General features: G+C 46.8%; 15 protein-coding genes. 6 read left to right on the top strand and 9 right to left on the bottom strand.

Features of this window, described 5'->3' with window-relative positions; all coding sequences use genetic code 11:
- Positions 1–281 precede the first annotated feature (281 nt).
- The gene (locus tag NC981_RS00440; protein WP_348241071.1) at positions 282–2,276 is read left to right on the top strand and encodes a hypothetical protein; all 1,995 of its coding nucleotides are present in this window, start codon (positions 282–284) and stop codon (positions 2,274–2,276) included.
- Between the two features lie 9 nt (positions 2,277–2,285).
- Positions 2,286–3,710 (top strand): thioredoxin-like domain-containing protein, encoded by a 1,425-nt coding sequence (locus tag NC981_RS00435; protein WP_348241070.1) that lies wholly within the window; start codon positions 2,286–2,288, stop codon positions 3,708–3,710.
- A 59-nt stretch (positions 3,711–3,769) separates the two neighbouring features.
- Here NC981_RS00435 and NC981_RS00430 read toward each other — a convergent pair whose 3' ends face one another.
- The 8 genes from NC981_RS00430 to NC981_RS00395 form a co-directional block, all read right to left on the bottom strand.
- A complete protein-coding gene (locus NC981_RS00430) occupies positions 3,770–4,720 on the bottom strand; it encodes a GDP-L-fucose synthase (RefSeq protein WP_348241069.1) in 951 nt (316 codons plus the stop codon).
- Between the two features lie 23 nt (positions 4,721–4,743).
- Positions 4,744–5,820: a GDP-mannose 4,6-dehydratase gene (gene gmd / locus NC981_RS00425; RefSeq protein WP_190376231.1), complete on the bottom strand. Its 1,077-nt coding sequence runs from the start codon at positions 5,818–5,820 to the stop codon at positions 4,744–4,746.
- 375 nt (positions 5,821–6,195) lie between these two features.
- Positions 6,196–6,906, bottom strand: coding sequence for a sugar transferase (locus NC981_RS00420; protein WP_348241068.1), 711 nt, complete (start codon positions 6,904–6,906; stop codon positions 6,196–6,198).
- Between the two features lie 80 nt (positions 6,907–6,986).
- On the bottom strand, positions 6,987–8,159 hold the full coding sequence (locus NC981_RS00415) for a glycosyltransferase (protein ID WP_348241067.1): 1,173 nt from the start codon (positions 8,157–8,159) through the stop codon (positions 6,987–6,989).
- Between the two features lie 39 nt (positions 8,160–8,198).
- Entirely contained in the window at positions 8,199–9,077 is an 879-nt protein-coding gene (locus tag NC981_RS00410) for a metal ABC transporter permease (protein WP_190376234.1), read from the bottom strand.
- Positions 9,040–9,759: a metal ABC transporter ATP-binding protein gene (locus NC981_RS00405; protein ID WP_348241066.1), complete on the bottom strand. Its 720-nt coding sequence runs from the start codon at positions 9,757–9,759 to the stop codon at positions 9,040–9,042. The genes NC981_RS00410 and NC981_RS00405 overlap by 38 nt, the downstream gene beginning before the upstream one ends.
- The gene (locus NC981_RS00400; RefSeq protein WP_348241065.1) at positions 9,759–10,739 is read right to left on the bottom strand and encodes a zinc ABC transporter substrate-binding protein; all 981 of its coding nucleotides are present in this window, start codon (positions 10,737–10,739) and stop codon (positions 9,759–9,761) included. Before NC981_RS00400 ends, NC981_RS00405 begins: the two co-directional genes overlap by 1 nt.
- Before the next feature lie 444 nt (positions 10,740–11,183).
- Positions 11,184–12,926, bottom strand: a complete 1,743-nt coding sequence (locus NC981_RS00395; RefSeq protein ID WP_348241064.1) for an NFACT RNA binding domain-containing protein — start codon at positions 12,924–12,926, stop codon at positions 11,184–11,186.
- A gap of 92 nt (positions 12,927–13,018) precedes the next feature.
- Here NC981_RS00395 and NC981_RS00390 point away from each other — a divergent pair, with 92 nt between their 5' ends.
- The 4 genes from NC981_RS00390 (at position 13,019) to NC981_RS00375 (ending at position 16,147) form a co-directional block, all read left to right on the top strand.
- Positions 13,019–14,464, top strand: a complete 1,446-nt coding sequence (locus NC981_RS00390) for a glycosyltransferase family 39 protein (protein ID WP_348241063.1) — start codon at positions 13,019–13,021, stop codon at positions 14,462–14,464.
- A complete protein-coding gene (gene folB, locus NC981_RS00385; RefSeq protein ID WP_348241062.1) occupies positions 14,464–14,823 on the top strand; it encodes a dihydroneopterin aldolase in 360 nt (119 codons plus the stop codon). Before NC981_RS00390 ends, folB begins: the two co-directional genes overlap by 1 nt.
- Before the next feature lie 46 nt (positions 14,824–14,869).
- On the top strand, positions 14,870–15,073 hold the full coding sequence (locus NC981_RS00380; RefSeq protein WP_190376371.1) for a hypothetical protein: 204 nt from the start codon (positions 14,870–14,872) through the stop codon (positions 15,071–15,073).
- 690 nt (positions 15,074–15,763) lie between these two features.
- A complete protein-coding gene (locus NC981_RS00375; RefSeq protein WP_190376239.1) occupies positions 15,764–16,147 on the top strand; it encodes a hypothetical protein in 384 nt (127 codons plus the stop codon).
- Between the two features lie 92 nt (positions 16,148–16,239).
- Here NC981_RS00375 and miaA read toward each other — a convergent pair whose 3' ends face one another.
- A complete protein-coding gene (gene miaA, locus NC981_RS00370; protein WP_348241061.1) occupies positions 16,240–17,184 on the bottom strand; it encodes a tRNA (adenosine(37)-N6)-dimethylallyltransferase MiaA in 945 nt (314 codons plus the stop codon).
- Positions 17,185–17,321 lie beyond the last annotated feature (137 nt).

Here is a 17,321-nt window from a genome sequence, read left to right as displayed (position 1 = left end):
AAGTTCGAGGTGGTGGACGATCGAGCCGTTGATCTCCGCGTTTTTACTCAAACTACTCAACACGGTACCCCAGCTTGAGGTAGAGCAATCACACGTACCTGTGGCAGCTTGGTGCTCTTCGTTGCGGGAAGCGTACTGTATCCAAGTAATTAAAGAGATACTTCGATCGTCGCCTCTGTGCCTAAATTTTCCGCTATAGTGCCGTAGGAACAGCGATCGAGTTGTACGGCAATGTCCTGAAACCTCTAAGCTGTTGGCTGTTCGATTAGGAGAGATACCTGGTGTTTGGGATCATGCGCTGGCGCGGGACGGCTAGAACTCTTTCAGTCTCATTAGTATTAGCAATGCTGCTCAATTTGGGTGGAGTTGCGCCGAGTTTGGCGGCTCCGAAAGGTTCGGCAAAATTGGCAGGGAGGATTTCAGAAGCATCGCCGCCAGAAGTCATTCAGCAATTAAAGCCCTTGCTGGACAAGTATCAGCCACAGGTGTCGATCGCTTCTCCACGCCCAAACGAGGTGGTAGACGACAATACTGTTTCTGTCAAATTTAATGTTAAAGATCTGCCCTTATATAAGGACGCAAAGCTGGGTTTAGGACCGCATCTTCATGTGTTTCTAGACGATCAACCGTATCAAGCGGTTTATGATGTGAGTCAGCCGCTTGTTCTTAAAGATTTAGCAGCAGGAACTCACACAATTCGTGCGTTTGCAGGTCGTCCTTGGCATGAAAGCTTTAAGAATGATGGGGCCTATGCTCAGACGACGTTTCATGTCTTTACAAAAACGCCAAGCAATAGTCCCGATCCAAAACTGCCGCTACTTACTTACAGCCGCCCACAGGCAACCTACGGGGCAGAACCTGTTCTATTAGATTTCTATTTGACGAATGCGCCGTTACATATTGTCGCGCAGGAGGATAGTAAAGATGAGGTTGCGGATTGGCGCGTGAAAGTGACGGTGAATGGCGATAGTTTTACGCTCGATCGCTGGCAACCGATCTACTTAAAAGGCTTCAAACCGGGCAAAAACTGGGTGCAGCTTGAATACGTAGACGACAAGGGCAATCCGGTTCAAAACGTTTACAACAACGCCGCACGAATATTTAATTACGAGCCGAACGGACAAGATACGCTGTCGAGATTAGTTCGAGGTGAAATTCCGTTTGATCAGGCGGTGTCGATCGTTGATCCCAATTACAAGCCGACTGTCGAGCCCTCAGCGCCCGAACCGACTCCAGTTCCGGTTGCACCAGCCGTCGAAAAAGCTCCAACCGAGCCAGAGGTAAGAGAAACCCCGCAACCAATCGAAGAAGCTCCAAAACCTGCCGAAACTCCAAAACCGCAAGGGGGATTCTTTAATCGCTTTAAGCGATCAGAACCGAAACCGAGCGTTGCCCCTAGCTCAGAGCCATCGCCTGAACCGGAAAAAGCGATCGCGCCTGAGCCAGAAAAAGTAATTGAGCTTCCTGCAAGTCCTGCACCTGAACCAGAAACGCCTGAGATCGGCGCGCCTGTAGCTCCGGCAGAAAAACCTCAAGGTGGCTTCTTTAATCGCTTTAAGCGTCCGGCTGCACCTGTTATTGCGCCAAGCCCTGAACCTGAAGTAACAACGGAGCCAGAAAAGATTGAGCAACCTGAAGTATCTACACCTGAAGCACCAGTCATAGAGCCAGAAGTGGAGAAAACACCAGAGCCAATTCAGCCTGCTCCAGAAACAAAGGAAGCGCCAAAGGGTGGATTCTTCGATCGTTTCAAGCGTTCAGAATCAAAGCCTACAGTCGTTCTTCCGTCTCCAACTCCAGTTCCTGATGATCTGACTGCGCCGGAGGCTGCTGAACCTGTGGAAGCTGAAACTGTGGAAACGGAGCCTGCTGAACCAGAACAGATTGAAATCAAGCCTGCTCCAGTCGCTCCAGTGGTGAAGGAAGCACCGAAGGGCGGATTCTTTGACCGATTTAAGCGGTCAGAGTCGAAACCTGAGATTGTCTTACCTTCTCCCACCCCGATTCCCGATGATCTATCTGCCCCAGAGATGGCAGCACCGATAGAGACAAAACCTACTGAAGCAGAGGGAAGACCCGAACCGCTCGGAACTCCGGTGCAAGAGGCAAAGCCGCCTGCCGTTCAAGAGCCTGTTAAATCCGCTCCTGAAGCAACCTCCTCTGAGTTTGAGCCACAAACCGAACTCGAACGACGATTGGGAATGCCACTTAAACCCCGTATTTCTCAGCCTCCTGTTAATCCACAGCCTGCGCTATCCCCGGAGAGCGCTGAGTAACAGAGTTTCATGGTTCGCGCACCAGAGTTTCCAAAAGATTTAGCGTGGCTCAATGTTCATCGTCCCCTGTCTCTCAAAGAGTTTCGGGGACGCATTGTTTTGCTGGATTTCTGGACATACGGCTGTATCAATTGCGTTCACAGCTTGCCGGATTTGAGATATTTGGAGCAGAGATATAAAGATCGCTTAACTGTTCTCAGCATTCATTCAGCAAAATTTGAGAATGAGGGCGCGATCGAGAACATTCGGCAAGCAATTCTTCGATACGAAATTACGCATCCTGTTTTAGTCGATCAAGACTTTAAAGTTTGGCAATCTTACGCAATTCGAGCTTATCCAACTTTTATTTTGATCAATCCGAAAGGATATATTGTGAAATCGATCGCAGGTGAAGGAAGGCGCGATCTCTTAGATCAAATAATTCAGGAATTAATCGAAAACAATGCGATCGAACCTCAGTCGATCTCGTTTGCGCTTGAGGAATTTCCGATCTCTCCGCTTGCGTTTCCCGGTAAAGTCTTGGTTAAGGATTGCTTATTTATCTCAGATACCGGACATCATCGAATTGTAATGAGTTCGATCGAAGGCGAGGTTCTTCACATTATCGGAAGTGGAAATTCAGGATTACTTGATGGTGAATTCGATCAAGCTCAATTTTCAGCACCGCAAGGAATGACATTCGATCGCACAAATCAATTACTTTATATTGCTGACACAGGAAATCATGCGATCCGCTGTGTTGACTTGAAGGCTAAAACAGTTAGCACGATCGCAGGAACCGGAAATCAAAGCAGAGTGATTTATCCCCACGGTGGGAAGGCTTTAGAAGTTGATTTAAATTCACCTTGGGATTTAGAAAAAATTGGCGATCGTCTATTTATCGCCATGGCAGGCGCACATCAAATCTGGGAAATGCAAGCCGATAAGATCGAAACGTTTGCGGGAACTGGAGCCGAAGCAAGTTTCGATGGTGCCATTCAAGAAGCCGCATTTGCTCAACCCAGTGGGATTACAACAAACGGAAAAGAACTGTTTATTGCGGATAGCGAAACCAGTTCAATTCGATCGATTAATCTAGAAACAAATCAAGTAAAAACAATCTGTGGGGGTGGCGATTTGTATAATTTCGGCGATGTTGATGGAATTGGAGAAGCCGCACGATTGCAGCATTGTTTGGGCGTTGAATTCAGTGAAAATCTTTGGATTGCGGATACTTACAATCACAAAATTAAGCGGATTGACGCGAATGGATTTTGCCAAACGATCGCAGCAGATTCGCTCAATGAGCCTTCTGGAATTAGCGCAACAGCAACACATTTATTTATTGCTGATACAAACAATCACGTAATTCGGAAATTGAATTTAACAACATTAGAAATGGCAACAATCAAATTTCCTAATCTTTGCGCTCCAAACGTCTGCCTACCCAACTAAAAAAGGGCATTCCGAAGAACGCCCCTCACACATTGAAGAAAGAACTTAAAGAAACAACTTTATTGCGCGTTTTGGCGATACCAGTCGATCGTATTTCTCAACCCTTGCTCAAAACTGACTTCAGCAGTAAAGCCAAACCGCTCTTTTGCTCGCTCAGTATCCAAGCAGCGACGCGGCTGACCATTCGGCTGATCAGTTTCCCAGACAATCTCGCCCTTGAACTCCATCAGGTCGCAAAGTAAAGTAATCAAGTCACGGATTGAGATCTCCTCACCTGTGCCCAAGTTCACCGGATCGGGATCGCTGTACTTTTGAGTTGCGATCGCGATTCCCCGCGCTGCATCATCCACATAGAGAAACTCACGGGTCGGACTGCCATCTCCCCAAACGGGAAGCTGGCTTAAACCTTGCTGCTGAGCCTCATGCACCTTCCGCACTAATGCCGGAATCACGTGAGAACTACGCGGATCAAAGTTATCTCCAGGTCCGTAAAGATTTACAGGCAGTAGATAAATGCCGTCAAATCCATACTGCTGGCGATAAGACTGAAGCTGTACTAACAGCGCTTTCTTCGCAATGCCATACGGTGCATTCGTTTCTTCCGGATATCCGTTCCAGATGTCGTCTTCCTTGAACGGAACAGGTGTGAATTTAGGGTAAGCGCAAATCGTCCCCGCACAGACGAACTTCTGTACGCCTGCTTCATAAGCAGCGTGGATTAATTGCGTTCCCATCATCAAGTTGTCGTAGAACAACTCAGCAGGTTTTTCACGATTAAGTCCGATGCCCCCAACATGTGCCGCTAAGTGAATCACAACATCTTGCTGATCCACCGCTCGTTGGCAATTTTCCATCTTGCGGAGATCGAGATCTTGCGATCGCGGCACGGTAATTTTTTGTGGACTTGCCCCTGCTTCACACAGTTGACGTACCACCTGACGACCTAAAAATCCTGCTCCACCTGTCACCAGAATGCGCTTATTTTCGAGACTTAAAGTTGTTGAGGTCATGGCTGAATTCTATGTAAGTTTTCCTAGAAGGACACCCCAATCAAGCTTTGACGAATGGTTGCGTAATCCTCGACCTTAGAGTGCCCATTCTCAGCGGAGCTAATTCCCAAGGCTTGTAGGTCAGCATCGACCATCAGGTGCACTAGCTCCTCAAACGTCACCGAAGGCTCCCATCCCAATTTCTCCTTAGCTTTTGCGGGATCGCCAATGAGCAGATCCACCTCAGCGGGACGGAGATAGCGCTCATCGAATTCCACATAGTCTTGCCAATCGAGATTTACCCGTCCAAAGGCAATATCGAGAAACTCGTGTACCGAATGCGTTTCACCAGTTGCAACGACATAATCGTCGGGCTGATCCTGCTGCAACATCAGCCACATTGCGCGGACGTAATCCTTGGCATAGCCCCAGTCGCGCTTAGCATCGAGATTACCCATGTAAAGCTTCTTCTGCTGTCCGGCAACGATGCGAGCAATGGCACGGGTGATCTTGCGGGTGACAAAGGTTTCGCCGCGACGGGGAGATTCGTGATTAAACAGAATTCCGTTGCACGCGAACATATTGTAGGATTCGCGATAATTTACAGTCTGCCAGTGTGCGAACACCTTCGCGCAGGCGTAGGGACTGCGGGGATAGAAGGGAGTTTCTTCGGTTTGGGGCACCGCTTGAACCTTTCCATACATTTCAGAAGAACCCGCTTGATAATAGCGAATCTCGTTTCCGGTGCGTTGCTGATAGTCACGGGCAGCTTCGAGAATTCGCAGTGCCCCCATACCAACGGCATCGGCCGTGTATTCTGGCGCGTCGAAGCTGACGCGGACATGGGACTGAGCGCCTAAGTTGTAGATTTCTGCGGGCTGAACTTCTTCGAGAATCCGACGCAGCGTCGTCCCATCTGTAAGATCGCCGTAATGTAGAAATAACCGCGCACCTTCGACATGCGGGTCTTCATAAATGTGGTCAATGCGATCGGTATTGAAGGTCGAGGTTCGGCGAATGATGCCATGAACCTCATACCCTTGTTCTAGTAACAGTTCTCCTAAGTAAGAGCCGTCTTGACCCGTGATCCCCGTTAACAGTGCGCGTTTACGTTGCGTCATTCTTTGCTTTCCTCACCTGCAATTTACAACAGACGGTTGGACACTTTTTAGTGCTGAGTTGTTTCATTAAAGCCGGAGTTTGGTCATCCGAAACAAGCTGTACCTAGTTAACCCTAAGCTCAGCGCAAATAACACCCAACATTACCGCGAAAGAGCCGTCTGTGTATTAGAAAGCCGTGGATTTACAGAAAATTTGCTGGGTTTGTTCCGCAAAATTCTTCTCCTACAGCAGTCTTGAGCGTTTTATCACGCATGAAATCCATGTCTTGACCAATCGGGCAAGAAACGCGAAACAAATGTGACAACACTGCTAACCCTTACGACGACTATCGTGAGCATCCGGATCACTCACTGAATCTAAATATCTGTGTGAATTTAATAAGCTCCGTTGTTTCTAGGGAAGATGACGACACCGATCGTTTTGACGATAATCCACAAATCTAGCCAGAAATTGCGGAAGCTGGCGTAGTACACATCAATTCGGATGCGCTGAGGATAGGGAATATCATTGCGCCCTGAAACTTGCCATAAGCCTGTGATTCCAGGACGGATTGTGAGCACCGTTTCGATATGGGTTCCGTATTTAGGGAGTTCTTCAACGACAAGCGGACGTGGGCCAACGACGCTCATATCGCCAACTAAAACATTCCAAAATTGGGGAAACTCATCTAAGCTAGTAATTCGCAAAAAGCGACCGATCCAGGTAATGCGGGGATCGTACTTTAGCTTGAAGTTCGTTTCAAACTCTTGGCGCATTTGAGGCGAGGTACTGATTAGATCGCTCAGCATCTCGTCGGCGTTTCGTACCATCGTTCTAAATTTGATACAGCCAAATCGTTTGAAGTTTTTTCCCACTCGTTCTTGAACGTAGAAAACTGGGCCTGGAGAACTCAGGGCGATCAGTAACGCCAAAATCAAATACACAGGAGAAAAAAGAACGAGAACGGAGAGCGAAAACGCGATATCGAAAAGGCGTTTGACAAGATCGCTATCAAGCACGTCCCAGCTTTTGAAAATCAAAGGTTTGCGACGCTTGAAGATCGACCGAATCCGCTTGCCGGAAATCAATTGGCTATCGGCAGTCATCTTACTCCTTACTATTCCACACCACACACAGTCCTGATCATAAAGCCATCGACTCGTTTAACGTCAGTTTTGCTCCCTGTTCAGGAGGATTTTAGCGAATCGAGTCGGATTTGCAGTCGGGTTTGAAAGTCTTGATAAGCTCGATCGATAAAATTAAGATACCGTTCTTGAAACACTTCCGGGTGAAATTTGAGCGCGTGGAATCGAGCAATTTCGGGCTGAAAGAAAGATCGATATTGCTCGAAAGCGTGAACCGCTTCGACGATCGCGGCTTCTGTTTGCGCGGGAAATAGAATTCCAGTGCCCTGCGAGCCGGATGTCCGTAAGTCTCTCACAGTTTCGGATGTTCCGCCTGCGCCGTAGGCGATAACTGGGGTTCCACAGGCTTGTGCTTCGACCGGAGCGATACCGAAATCTTCATAGGCGGCATAGATAAATGCCTTTGCTTGCTGCATATACTGCTCGACAACGTGATCCGGTTGCCATCCTAAAACCTGAATGTTTGGCTTAGCAATTTTTTGAATTTGCTTCAGTTCCGCGCCGCTGCCGATCACAACTAAGGGGAGATTCAGCTGATTGAATGCTTGAACAATTAACGATATTTTCTTATAGCCAACAAGCCGTGAAACGGTCAGGTAGAAGTCTTGTTTTTGGGATGCAAATGAGAAGCGATCGACATTCACAGGCGGATAAATTACTTCTGCTGATCGCCGATAACAGCGCCAAATTCTACGAGCGGTGTGCTGAGAATTGGCAATAAAATAATCAACGCGATTCGATGAAATGACATCCCATTGTCTTAATTGATGCAGCAAATATCGAGTCAGAATTCCAGAAATTCCGCGGCCTGCGCGACTATCACGGAGGTAATCGAACGTCATATCCCATACATATCGCATCGGTGCATGACAATAGCAAATGTGGAGTTGTTGAGGTGAAGTAAGAACACCTTTAGCAACTGCGTGATAGGAAGAGAGAATGATGTCGTAATTCCGCAGGTCGAGTTGTTCGATCGCGATCGGCAAAAATGGCAAATATTTTTGTACTCCACTTCGCGCAAAAGGGAAATTTTGTAAAAACGTTGTGCCAATTTTCCGCTGATATAAGTAGCTTTTTGGGTTCACTGATTCAAAATCAATTAGCGCATACAAATCGGCATCAATATGCTTCAAAATCTCTTGAACCACGAGTTCTGATCCACCCGTTGCTTCTGGGGTGAGCCACTCATGTACCAGCGCATACTTTAATTTCACAGCAGAGCTTCTCTGATATCACGCACAAATTTTACCGTTTCAGGAGCGCTGATTTCTCAGATTGACTGAACCGAATCGGGCGTACAGTTTTACGGCTATGAAGACAACAAGAAACAAGCAGAATTGAACTAAAACGATGCTTGGCCCTGACGGAAAATTCAGTGCGCCAGAAACAACCATACCCGCGATGCTGCTCAATGCACCGATCGCTACCGACCATCCTAAATATGGCTTAAATTGATGACTTAATAATTTGGCGGTTGCGGCCGGAATGACCAAAAACGCATTCACTAAAAGAATACCGATCGCTTTAATTGCCACTGCCACCGTTAACGATAAAAGCACCACAAATAAGTAACGGTGAAACTGAATTGAGACTCCTTGAACCTTAGCAACCGCTTGATTGAGGGTAAGAAGAATTTGTTGGCGCAATGTCGCAAGCAGAATAGAGACACTGATGATTAATAGCAACCCGGTCAGCGAAATATCTGTCCAAGTGACCGCAAGAATATCACCGAACAGAAGATTCATTAAATTTCCACGATACCCTTGAATAAACGTGGTCAGAATTACACCGATCGCTAATGCGCCCGACAGCACAATATTCAAAACGCTGTCGCTCCAAAGATCAGTTTGATCAATCAAATAAAGTACCGCTACCCCAAAGATTAGCGTGAACGGAAGCAGCGTCCAGGTTGGATCGACTTGAATCAGAACCCCGATCGCAGTCCCTACTAGCGCCGCATGTCCAACTGCATGAGAAAAAAACGACAACTGACGCAGCGCTACAAAACTGCCTAAAAACCCACACAGCAATCCCATTAAAATTCCAGCAATGATCGCTCGCTGCATGAATGGATACTGCAACAAACTGACTAAATTAGTGGTGATGTCGGTAGCGGCTAAAACCAGATCCATAAGTTTGAAGCAAATTGTCGCGGGACAGTGCAATCTCTGGTTTACCTGTGCAAATCAGCGATCGATTAAGACATAAAACATAATCACAATGTCGATTTACCATATCGAGATCGTGCGAAACCTGCAAGACCGTCCAATTCTCCTCGCGCTGGAGTTCATTTAATAAGCTGAAAAATTCTGCTTCACCTTGCACATCTACTTCTGCAAAGGCTTCGTCCAAAACCAAGAACTTACGCGGTGTGACAAGACAATACGCCAGGAGAACGCGCTTCAGTTCACCACCGCTCAAGGTTCCGATTGCTTGATCGCGTAAATGTAGCGCATTCACTCGTCGTAATGCTTGAGCGATCGCTGCTTTTTGAGTTCGACCGCTCTGACCAAGTGCGACAAGTTCACTCACTGAGATCGGGAAGCTGCGATCGAAAATAAAATTCTGCGGCATATAACCAATTTGCGATCGCAAGCTTCCAAGACGGCGAATCGGACGACCGAAAAGCTCGACCGTGCCTGCCGCCTTGGGAATGAGATCCAGAACGGCTTGAACGAGGGTACTTTTTCCAGAGCCATTTGGACCGACGATCGCTGCAGAACTACCTGCCGGAATCTCAAACGAGACATTTTCTAGAGCGGTGTATCGTCCCCGCAGCACCGTTAATCCTTCAACTTTGAGAATGGAATTCATCACTTGAACGCGGCTTCTAAGGTTTGTAAATTCGATCGCATAGCGGTGAAGTAATGCTGAGGATTCGTGTCTCCAGCTTCGAGGGAATCAAGGGGGCGCAATATGAGGTTGAGATCTTTTGAAAGCCCATCGAGGAGTTTGTTATCGACTCCGGGTTCGCTGAATAGAGCTTTGGCTTGAAATTGTTTTACGGCATCGATCGTTTCTTTGACATCTGCTGGAGACAGTTGATCTTCGGGAATTTTCACCACGGCAACTTGCCTTAAGTCGTAGCGCTTTGCCAGGTAGGGAAAGGCATCGTGAAAAGTAATGAAGGTGCGATCGCGAAACTTGCCTAAGCGTTGCTCAAACTCAGCGTTCAAAGCTGCCAACTGTTGTAGATAAGCAGTGGCGTTTGCTTCGTATTTGGCTTTGTTTTCTGGATCAGCAGCAATTAGTCCATCACGAATATTTTCAACTTGCTGTTTTGCTAGAACTGGATCAAGCCAAACGTGAGGATTGCCAGCAGCATGAGCGTGACTGTGTTCTTTTCCGGTTTCAACGACTTGAGAAAGCTGGTCGATCGATTGAATGCCTTGACTGGCATCGACGATTTTCAGCTTTGAATTTTGTGCGCTTTTAATCGTACTTTCTAAAAATTCTTCGACTCCCAAGCCGTTTTTAACCACAACATCGGCTTGGGCTAAAGCCTGGACATCCGCAGGGGTGGATTGATACTCGTGGATTTCGGTTCCCGGCTTGATCAGGATATCTACTTGAGCCGCATCTCCCGCGACCGCTTTCGTAAATAGGTAAACAGGCAGAAACGTTGCGATGACGCGCAGTTTTTCCTCTGTGTTTGCAGCGGGAGAGGGCTGTACGATTCCATTCGTTTGTGATGACGGGGACTGAGTACAGCTACCCAGTAGTGCAGTTCCAGACAGGAGCAGCAAGGCAGCGAGGAGTTTAACTGATCGGGAGCAACTTGAGTTCCTGCTCATGGGGAAAACAAACCGAGTGAAAGGACTGTTTTCATCCTACATTGAGAATGAGTCTCATTTTACTTGTTTACGATCGTCTTAAACAGGAGCAGCAAGTAGCATTATTAACCCGATTTACGGGGTTAATTTAGTTGAGGGCTGGTATGAGGTCTTTTTATAGAGGAAGAATTCTCTTCTTTGTATGATGCGCTACAATCAGCACTAAGCAATACAAGTAAGAATAAATAAAAAAGCCAACTTCGCTAAAAGCTGGCTTCGGATTAACCTGTTGTCGTTTCACATTGGAGAAAACCCTTCTGCGCGTTTCCCAAACTTGCAGGGGTTTCATAGAGTAATAATCCCTATCTGTTGAACATTGTAACAACATACACAAATCTTTTGTCACGAATCTTTATGACCTCCTGACATATTTCTAACTAATGGCAGATTTAGCTGAGCAAAAGATTAACTGATGGGTTGAGCGATCGCCACAATTTCTCTACCTTGCTGTGGTTGTCCCCAAATGACCCGCTCCTGTTTGTAGATCACGGTTCCAGGCTTTGCGCCTTTGGGTTTGTAAACGTTTTTTGGCTCGGTGTAAACGACAGGAACTTGCTCACTTTGACGGGCACGACTGTAGTAGGCGGCTAAATTTGCGGTGAACTGGAGATCTTTTTCGTCGGCGATCGCTCCTGGTTCCAGTCGCAGTAGAACATGACTGCCCGGAATCTCCTGAGTATGGAACCACAAATCATATTCGGTCGCGGTTCGGAACGTGAGCTGATCGTTCTGTCGGTTGTTGCGTCCGATCAGCAGTTCAAACCCGCTAGGCGTTGTGTAGCGGTGCGGCTGGATTTCGGAGTCTTGCTGGGCGACGGCTTTACGATATTCGGAGCCTTCGAGGTAGCCTTCTTGAACCAGTTCATCGCGGATTTCTTCCAGTCCTTTCAGGTCGTCTGGGGTTTCGTATTTTTCAAACTGAGCGATCGCGGTTTCGATCTCTTCTAAATAAGAGATTTCTGCTTGTACGGTTTCGAGTAGGGGTTCGATCGCGGCGCGAGTTCGCTTTAATTTCTGGTGCTGCTTGTAAAGGGCTTGAGCGTTGAGAACAGCGTTTTTCTCAGGATCGAGCGGAATGGTGACAGGCTCTTCTGTCTCGAAATCAGCAAGCTCGATCGATTTCATTCCCGGTTCCCACTGGTGCAGGTTTGCCATCAGGAGATCGGCTTGCTGCTTGGCTTGATCAGCGCGATCGGAGCGATCTAATCGACTTTCAAACCCTGCCGCTTTCGTTCGCAGTTTACCGAGAACGTTGTTTAACTTTTGGGTGATTTGATGGCGAAGTTGAGTAAATTCCTGCTGGTTGAGTTGATCGCGGTAATAGCGATCGATCATTTGCTGCACGCCAATTTGATCGTGTCCCCAAACCACCGTGTAGCCCTGCGGTGTAAAGCCAGAATGGAATTGATCGGCGTCGATCGCTTTTAACCAAAACTGCCAGCACTCGAATAAGCGTTGCCATTCTGGGCCTGTGAGAGTATCGGTCGATCGATCTGGATCAAGGTCTGCTGCTTGCAACATCGATAGAACGAGCGCAGAACTTAACCCGCGATAGGACTTCACTAGATTTTTGCGAATTGCGCCCGGAACAAGACTAATGCGCGAACGCCATCGATCGATTGCTTCTGCTGAGTTTGGAGCCGGATCGAGTCGAGGGGGGGGAAGTTCATACGGTTGACCCGTTTGAATTGGGCGCACACTTGACTGATTAGAACTGACCTGATGCGCTGCGGTGACGATCGCGTTGTCTTGATTGACTAAAATTGCGTTGCTATATTGCCCCATGACTTCGAGATACAGATGCCACAAGGCAGGCTCGCCCGGACGATGGGCAAACTGAAGATCAATCGCTCTTTCCCAGGGTGAGACAGGCTCGATCGCAACGAGTGCTAATCCGCCTAACTGATGGCGTAACTGCTGACTAAAGGTGAAGGTATCTGGATCGCGTGGGGGCGGATCGCTGGAGTGAATTCGGGCGGCTTGGGGATGCCAAGACAACGTGAGCCAGCCGCGTTTTTTTAGGGTTCGTAAGGCTAATAGAACGGTGTAGCGATCACGCTGATAGGCTTGCTCAAATCGGGCGGGGAGCCATTGCGATCGTAGTTCTGCACAAATCGCCATCAGCGTTGTGTAATCAACTGGCTGCATTCTTTCACCTCTTCACTTCTCTCTATATTCGCAACTCTGGAGTTGAATGCGGGGGTTTAGGCACAAATTAGAGGGCGCAATCATCGATAATCATGAAATTGCGTGTTTGCCTCACTCGCTATCTAATGATTTTTTTCTTCCTGATTTTTCTGCTGCTGCGGCTTATCTTCTGGTTTACAGCGTTTCCAAATCCAGATGAGGCTTATTATTGGCTGTGGGGACAGCATTTAGATTGGTCTTATTATGATCATCCGCCTTTAGAAGCTTGGGTACAAGGCGTTTTTGCAACAATTTTTGGACGATCGACGTTTACGCTCAGGTTGCCAAATCTGTTCAGCAGCATTGCCTTCTTCTACACTTACTATTTAATTGTACGGTATCTCCACAAAGATTTGGATATTCGAGCTGTGGTGCTGTTTGTATTGGCATCGCCGCTCTATTTTATATTTCTAGGGTTTGCGTGGCACGATCATCTACTGATTACGTTTTCGTTAATTTCGGCATACTTATTTATCCGATTTCTCGATCGCTATCTTGCGGATGGACGCGGAGAAACTTGGCGATTGTATGGAAGCGCGATCGCGCTTTCGTTGGCGATACTTTCTAAATATAATGCGGTGTTTGTTGCGGTTGGTTTTTTCGCGACGTTGATTACCAATGCTCGATTGCGTTCGCTGTTTCGCGATCGACGACTTTATATTGCAATTGCGATCGCGTCAACTGCTCTGATTCCAATTTTGATTTGGAATTTTTCTAATGATTTTCAATCATTTCAATATTATGTTCAGCGTAGTGTAAATCCTGTTATTCCTGGAATTAAGATTGGTTCGTTTCTTGGATTTACTTTAGTTTCGTTTTTTGTAATTTCGCCTTTTTGCTGGATTGGGTTTTATCGCTTGTTGAAAACTCGCTTACCTGTTAATTCGATTTATCCGATCGTTGCATTTTGGGTATTTGCGATCTCATCGATCGTACTGACGATCATTTCTCTAATCTCAGCAGCATTGTATTACTGGAACATTACAGCCTATTTACTGCTATTTCCTTTGCTGCCGTTTGTACTCAAGAGACCAAACGCTCACGCCATCTATGGATTGATTATTTCAACGTTGCTAGTCATTCACTATACGGTGTTACCGCTTTCGGCGTTGATTAGCAAAGACGTTGATCCAGATTCGCGAATGTTGTTTGGTTGGCGAGAAGTTGCAGCGATCGTTCAGTCTGAATCTCAAGCGCTAAGCAATCCACTATTGATGACTTCTGACTATCGCTCTGCGTCAGCATTAGCTTATGAATTGAACAATCGGAATGTGATTGCAGTGAGCGATCGGATTGATCAGTTTGATTTTTGGTATCGCGACTCGAAACCTTTGCAGGGTAAAGATGCGGTGATTGTTTCGGATGATTGGTATCCGGCGGAATTGATGGTACTCTCGAAGTTCGATCGAACCTCCGAACCTGTGACTGTTTCAGTGAAGCGCTTCGGAGTTTGGATTAAAAACTACTACGTTCGCAAAGGTTATAACTTTAAGCCCTGATGGATTGTATTCACTTAACTGAAATTCGCGGCTATGGCTACACGGGCGCACTGCCAGAAGAACAGGTTTTAGGGCAGTGGTTTGAGGTGGATTTAACGCTTTGGTTGGATTTGGCAACGGCGGGGGAGAGCGATCGACTAACCAATACTTTGAACTATTGCGATGCGATCGAAGTGACTCAGAGATTGATCAAAACATCGCGATTCAATTTGTTAGAGAAATTAGCCACTGAAATTGCACAAGCGGTCTTGCAATTTGATCAAGTCGCTCAAGTGCAAGTGAAGTTGACGAAACCTGCGGCTCCGATACCGGATTTTGGGGGGAAGATTACGATCGAGATTGTGAGAAAGAAGCGATGAGGGATTAAGATCGGACTGACCCCTAAGGCTTTCTCGTTCAATGAGCATTCAAGCGAAAGACTATCCCTTTGCTCAGGAATTTATCACGGATGCAGAAGGGCAAATTCGTAAGGTAGTGATCGATATTGCAGATTATCAAAAGTTGCTTGAAGTGCTAGAAGACGAAGGATTGTATCGCGCCATGATAGAAGCACAGCAGGAAATTCCCTTAAGTTTAGAGGAAGCACGCAGGGAAATGGCAGCAGAGTGAAGGTTGAATACTTGCCTAAGTTTCTGAAGGATTTGAAGGCGCTTAGAAGTAGTCCTGTGTTTGAGGCGATCGATTCTCTGGTGTTGGAGCAGATTCCGAATCTTGAAAGTTTTGATGAAATAGTAATCTGAGCAGACTCAAAGGATCTGACGATCGTTTCGGATTCGTGTCGGAGATTATCGCATCGGCTTATTTTTTGATGGGGAAACAGTGACGTTTGCGCGTGTATTGCATCGCAGCAACATTTACCGATATTTTCCTTAACCTAGCGCGATCGCATTTCAGGTTTTGGCAGGACTGCGATCGATTGCCCAAGCGCCAGCGATTTTTTCGCCACGCTTTTCTTTTTCGGCAAGTTCGAGGGTGATGCTTGACTGTTTTACCGCAAATCCTTCTACTTAACTCGCACTTCTAATCGCGATCGTGTTCCTGCTCTCCCAACTTAATTTCTCAATTCCAAAATTGATTTTTCAACTCCAAAATTGATTTCTCTAAAACCAGGTTTATTTCTCTAAAACAAAGATTGATTTCTTGATTCCTAGATTGATTGCTTGACTCCAAAATTGATTTCTCTAAAACCAGGTTTATTTCTCTAAAACAAAGATGGGAATTCGAGTTCCTGTACCAATTTTCACTTTATCGGGAATATTAAAGCTGCTATTCCAACCACACTAAAAAAGGAGAAAACGAATGGCAAATGTCGATACGAGTAAGCGTCTACGAGATGCTGTGATTCAAGACGACGTAAAAGCCCTTCAAGGAGCCAAAGGCTTTAAAGATTACATTGCACTTCGCCCCGAAGCGAAAATTTCAACGCTATGTGATCTCGAAGAAAAGATGCGACTAGCACAAGAAGCCGAAATTCAGGCAAAAGCCTTATACCGGAGCGCCAGTGATGCTGCCCAGAAGCTTGAATGGGAATTTCACAATGCAGTCCTCAGCATGAAGAAATCAGTCCTAGCTCAATATGGCGCAGATGCAAATGAAATCGAAGCCATCGGCTACACCAGAAAATCAGACCGCAAGCGCCCACAGCGTCAAACTGCGGCTACCGCTACGCTCAAAAGATCCTAATTGAAAAGCGCGATCGCGCCCCCCGATCGTTTCATCTTGCACAATTGCACTCTCTCACGCTTCAACCAGTAGAGTTCTTTGTCTTTCCAATCTCACAGCACTGCACAAAACGCTTGAATTCGCGTCCAGATACGATCGACCAAATCGACAGCATCCGAATCAAACCATTCAATTTCCGGGACTGCCCGAAACCAAGTCCGTTGCCGCTTTGCAAACTGCCGCGTATGCAACACCGTTAACCGCTCCGCTTCATCGAGCGAAATCTCACCTCGTAAATACTGCCGCATCTCTGCATAACCCAAAGTATTCAACAACGGCAACGCTTCACCATACTTTTTACACAGCGTTTCGACTTCGGCGACAAATCCCATTTCGATCATTTGTCCGGTGCGTTTCGCGATCCGTTGCTCCAATCGATCGCTCTCTAATCCAATCTGCAAAATCGGAAACTTCGGCGGCTCTTCCCCTTGCTGCTCAGAAATCGGGCGACCCGTCACATAAAAGACTTCCAATGCTCTCAGCGTTCGCACTTGATCATTGGCATGAATCCGAGTTGCCGCGATCTCATCCACTTGCTGCAACATCGCATACAGCGTTTTCTGCCCTAACTGCTCAAGCTGCGATCGTAATTCTGGTTGCGGCGCAACTCTGGGAATTCTCATGCCGCGTGCGATCGCTTTAATATATAGACCCGTTCCGCCGACTAGAAATTGAATGCCACCCCGATTCAAAATCTCCCGCGCCTGCATCTGGTAATCGGCAACCGTAAGCGTCTCAGTCGGATCGCAAATATCGATCAAATAATGAGGCACTCGATTTTGCTCTTGCAGCGTCGGTTTTGCCGTTCCAATGGTAAACTCTCGGTACACTTGCCGCGAATCTGCGCTGAGGACGATCGACTCTAAGCGTTCGGCAAGTTCGATCGCGACTCCTGATTTCCCCGTTGCCGTGGCTCCAGCAATTATAATAAGTACAGGCGTATTGTTAAATATTCTTGATTCATTCTGAAAATTTTGAGTCAAAATAGACCGATCCATCCCACTTTCAAAATTCGCCTGAAATCGCGCTCAAACCGCTTATAAGGCTTTTGTGCTATAATTTTGGAAGAATTTGCCTTCTCAAGTTCAGTTTGCTCTTCAGCTTGATTTTATCCCGCACTTCTGCTACACCTCGC

The organism is Leptolyngbya sp. DQ-M1 (assembly GCF_039962505.1).
Taxonomy (GTDB): Bacteria; Cyanobacteriota; Cyanobacteriia; order Leptolyngbyales; family Leptolyngbyaceae; genus Leptolyngbya.
This window is presented reverse-complemented; position numbering and strand designations above follow the sequence as displayed.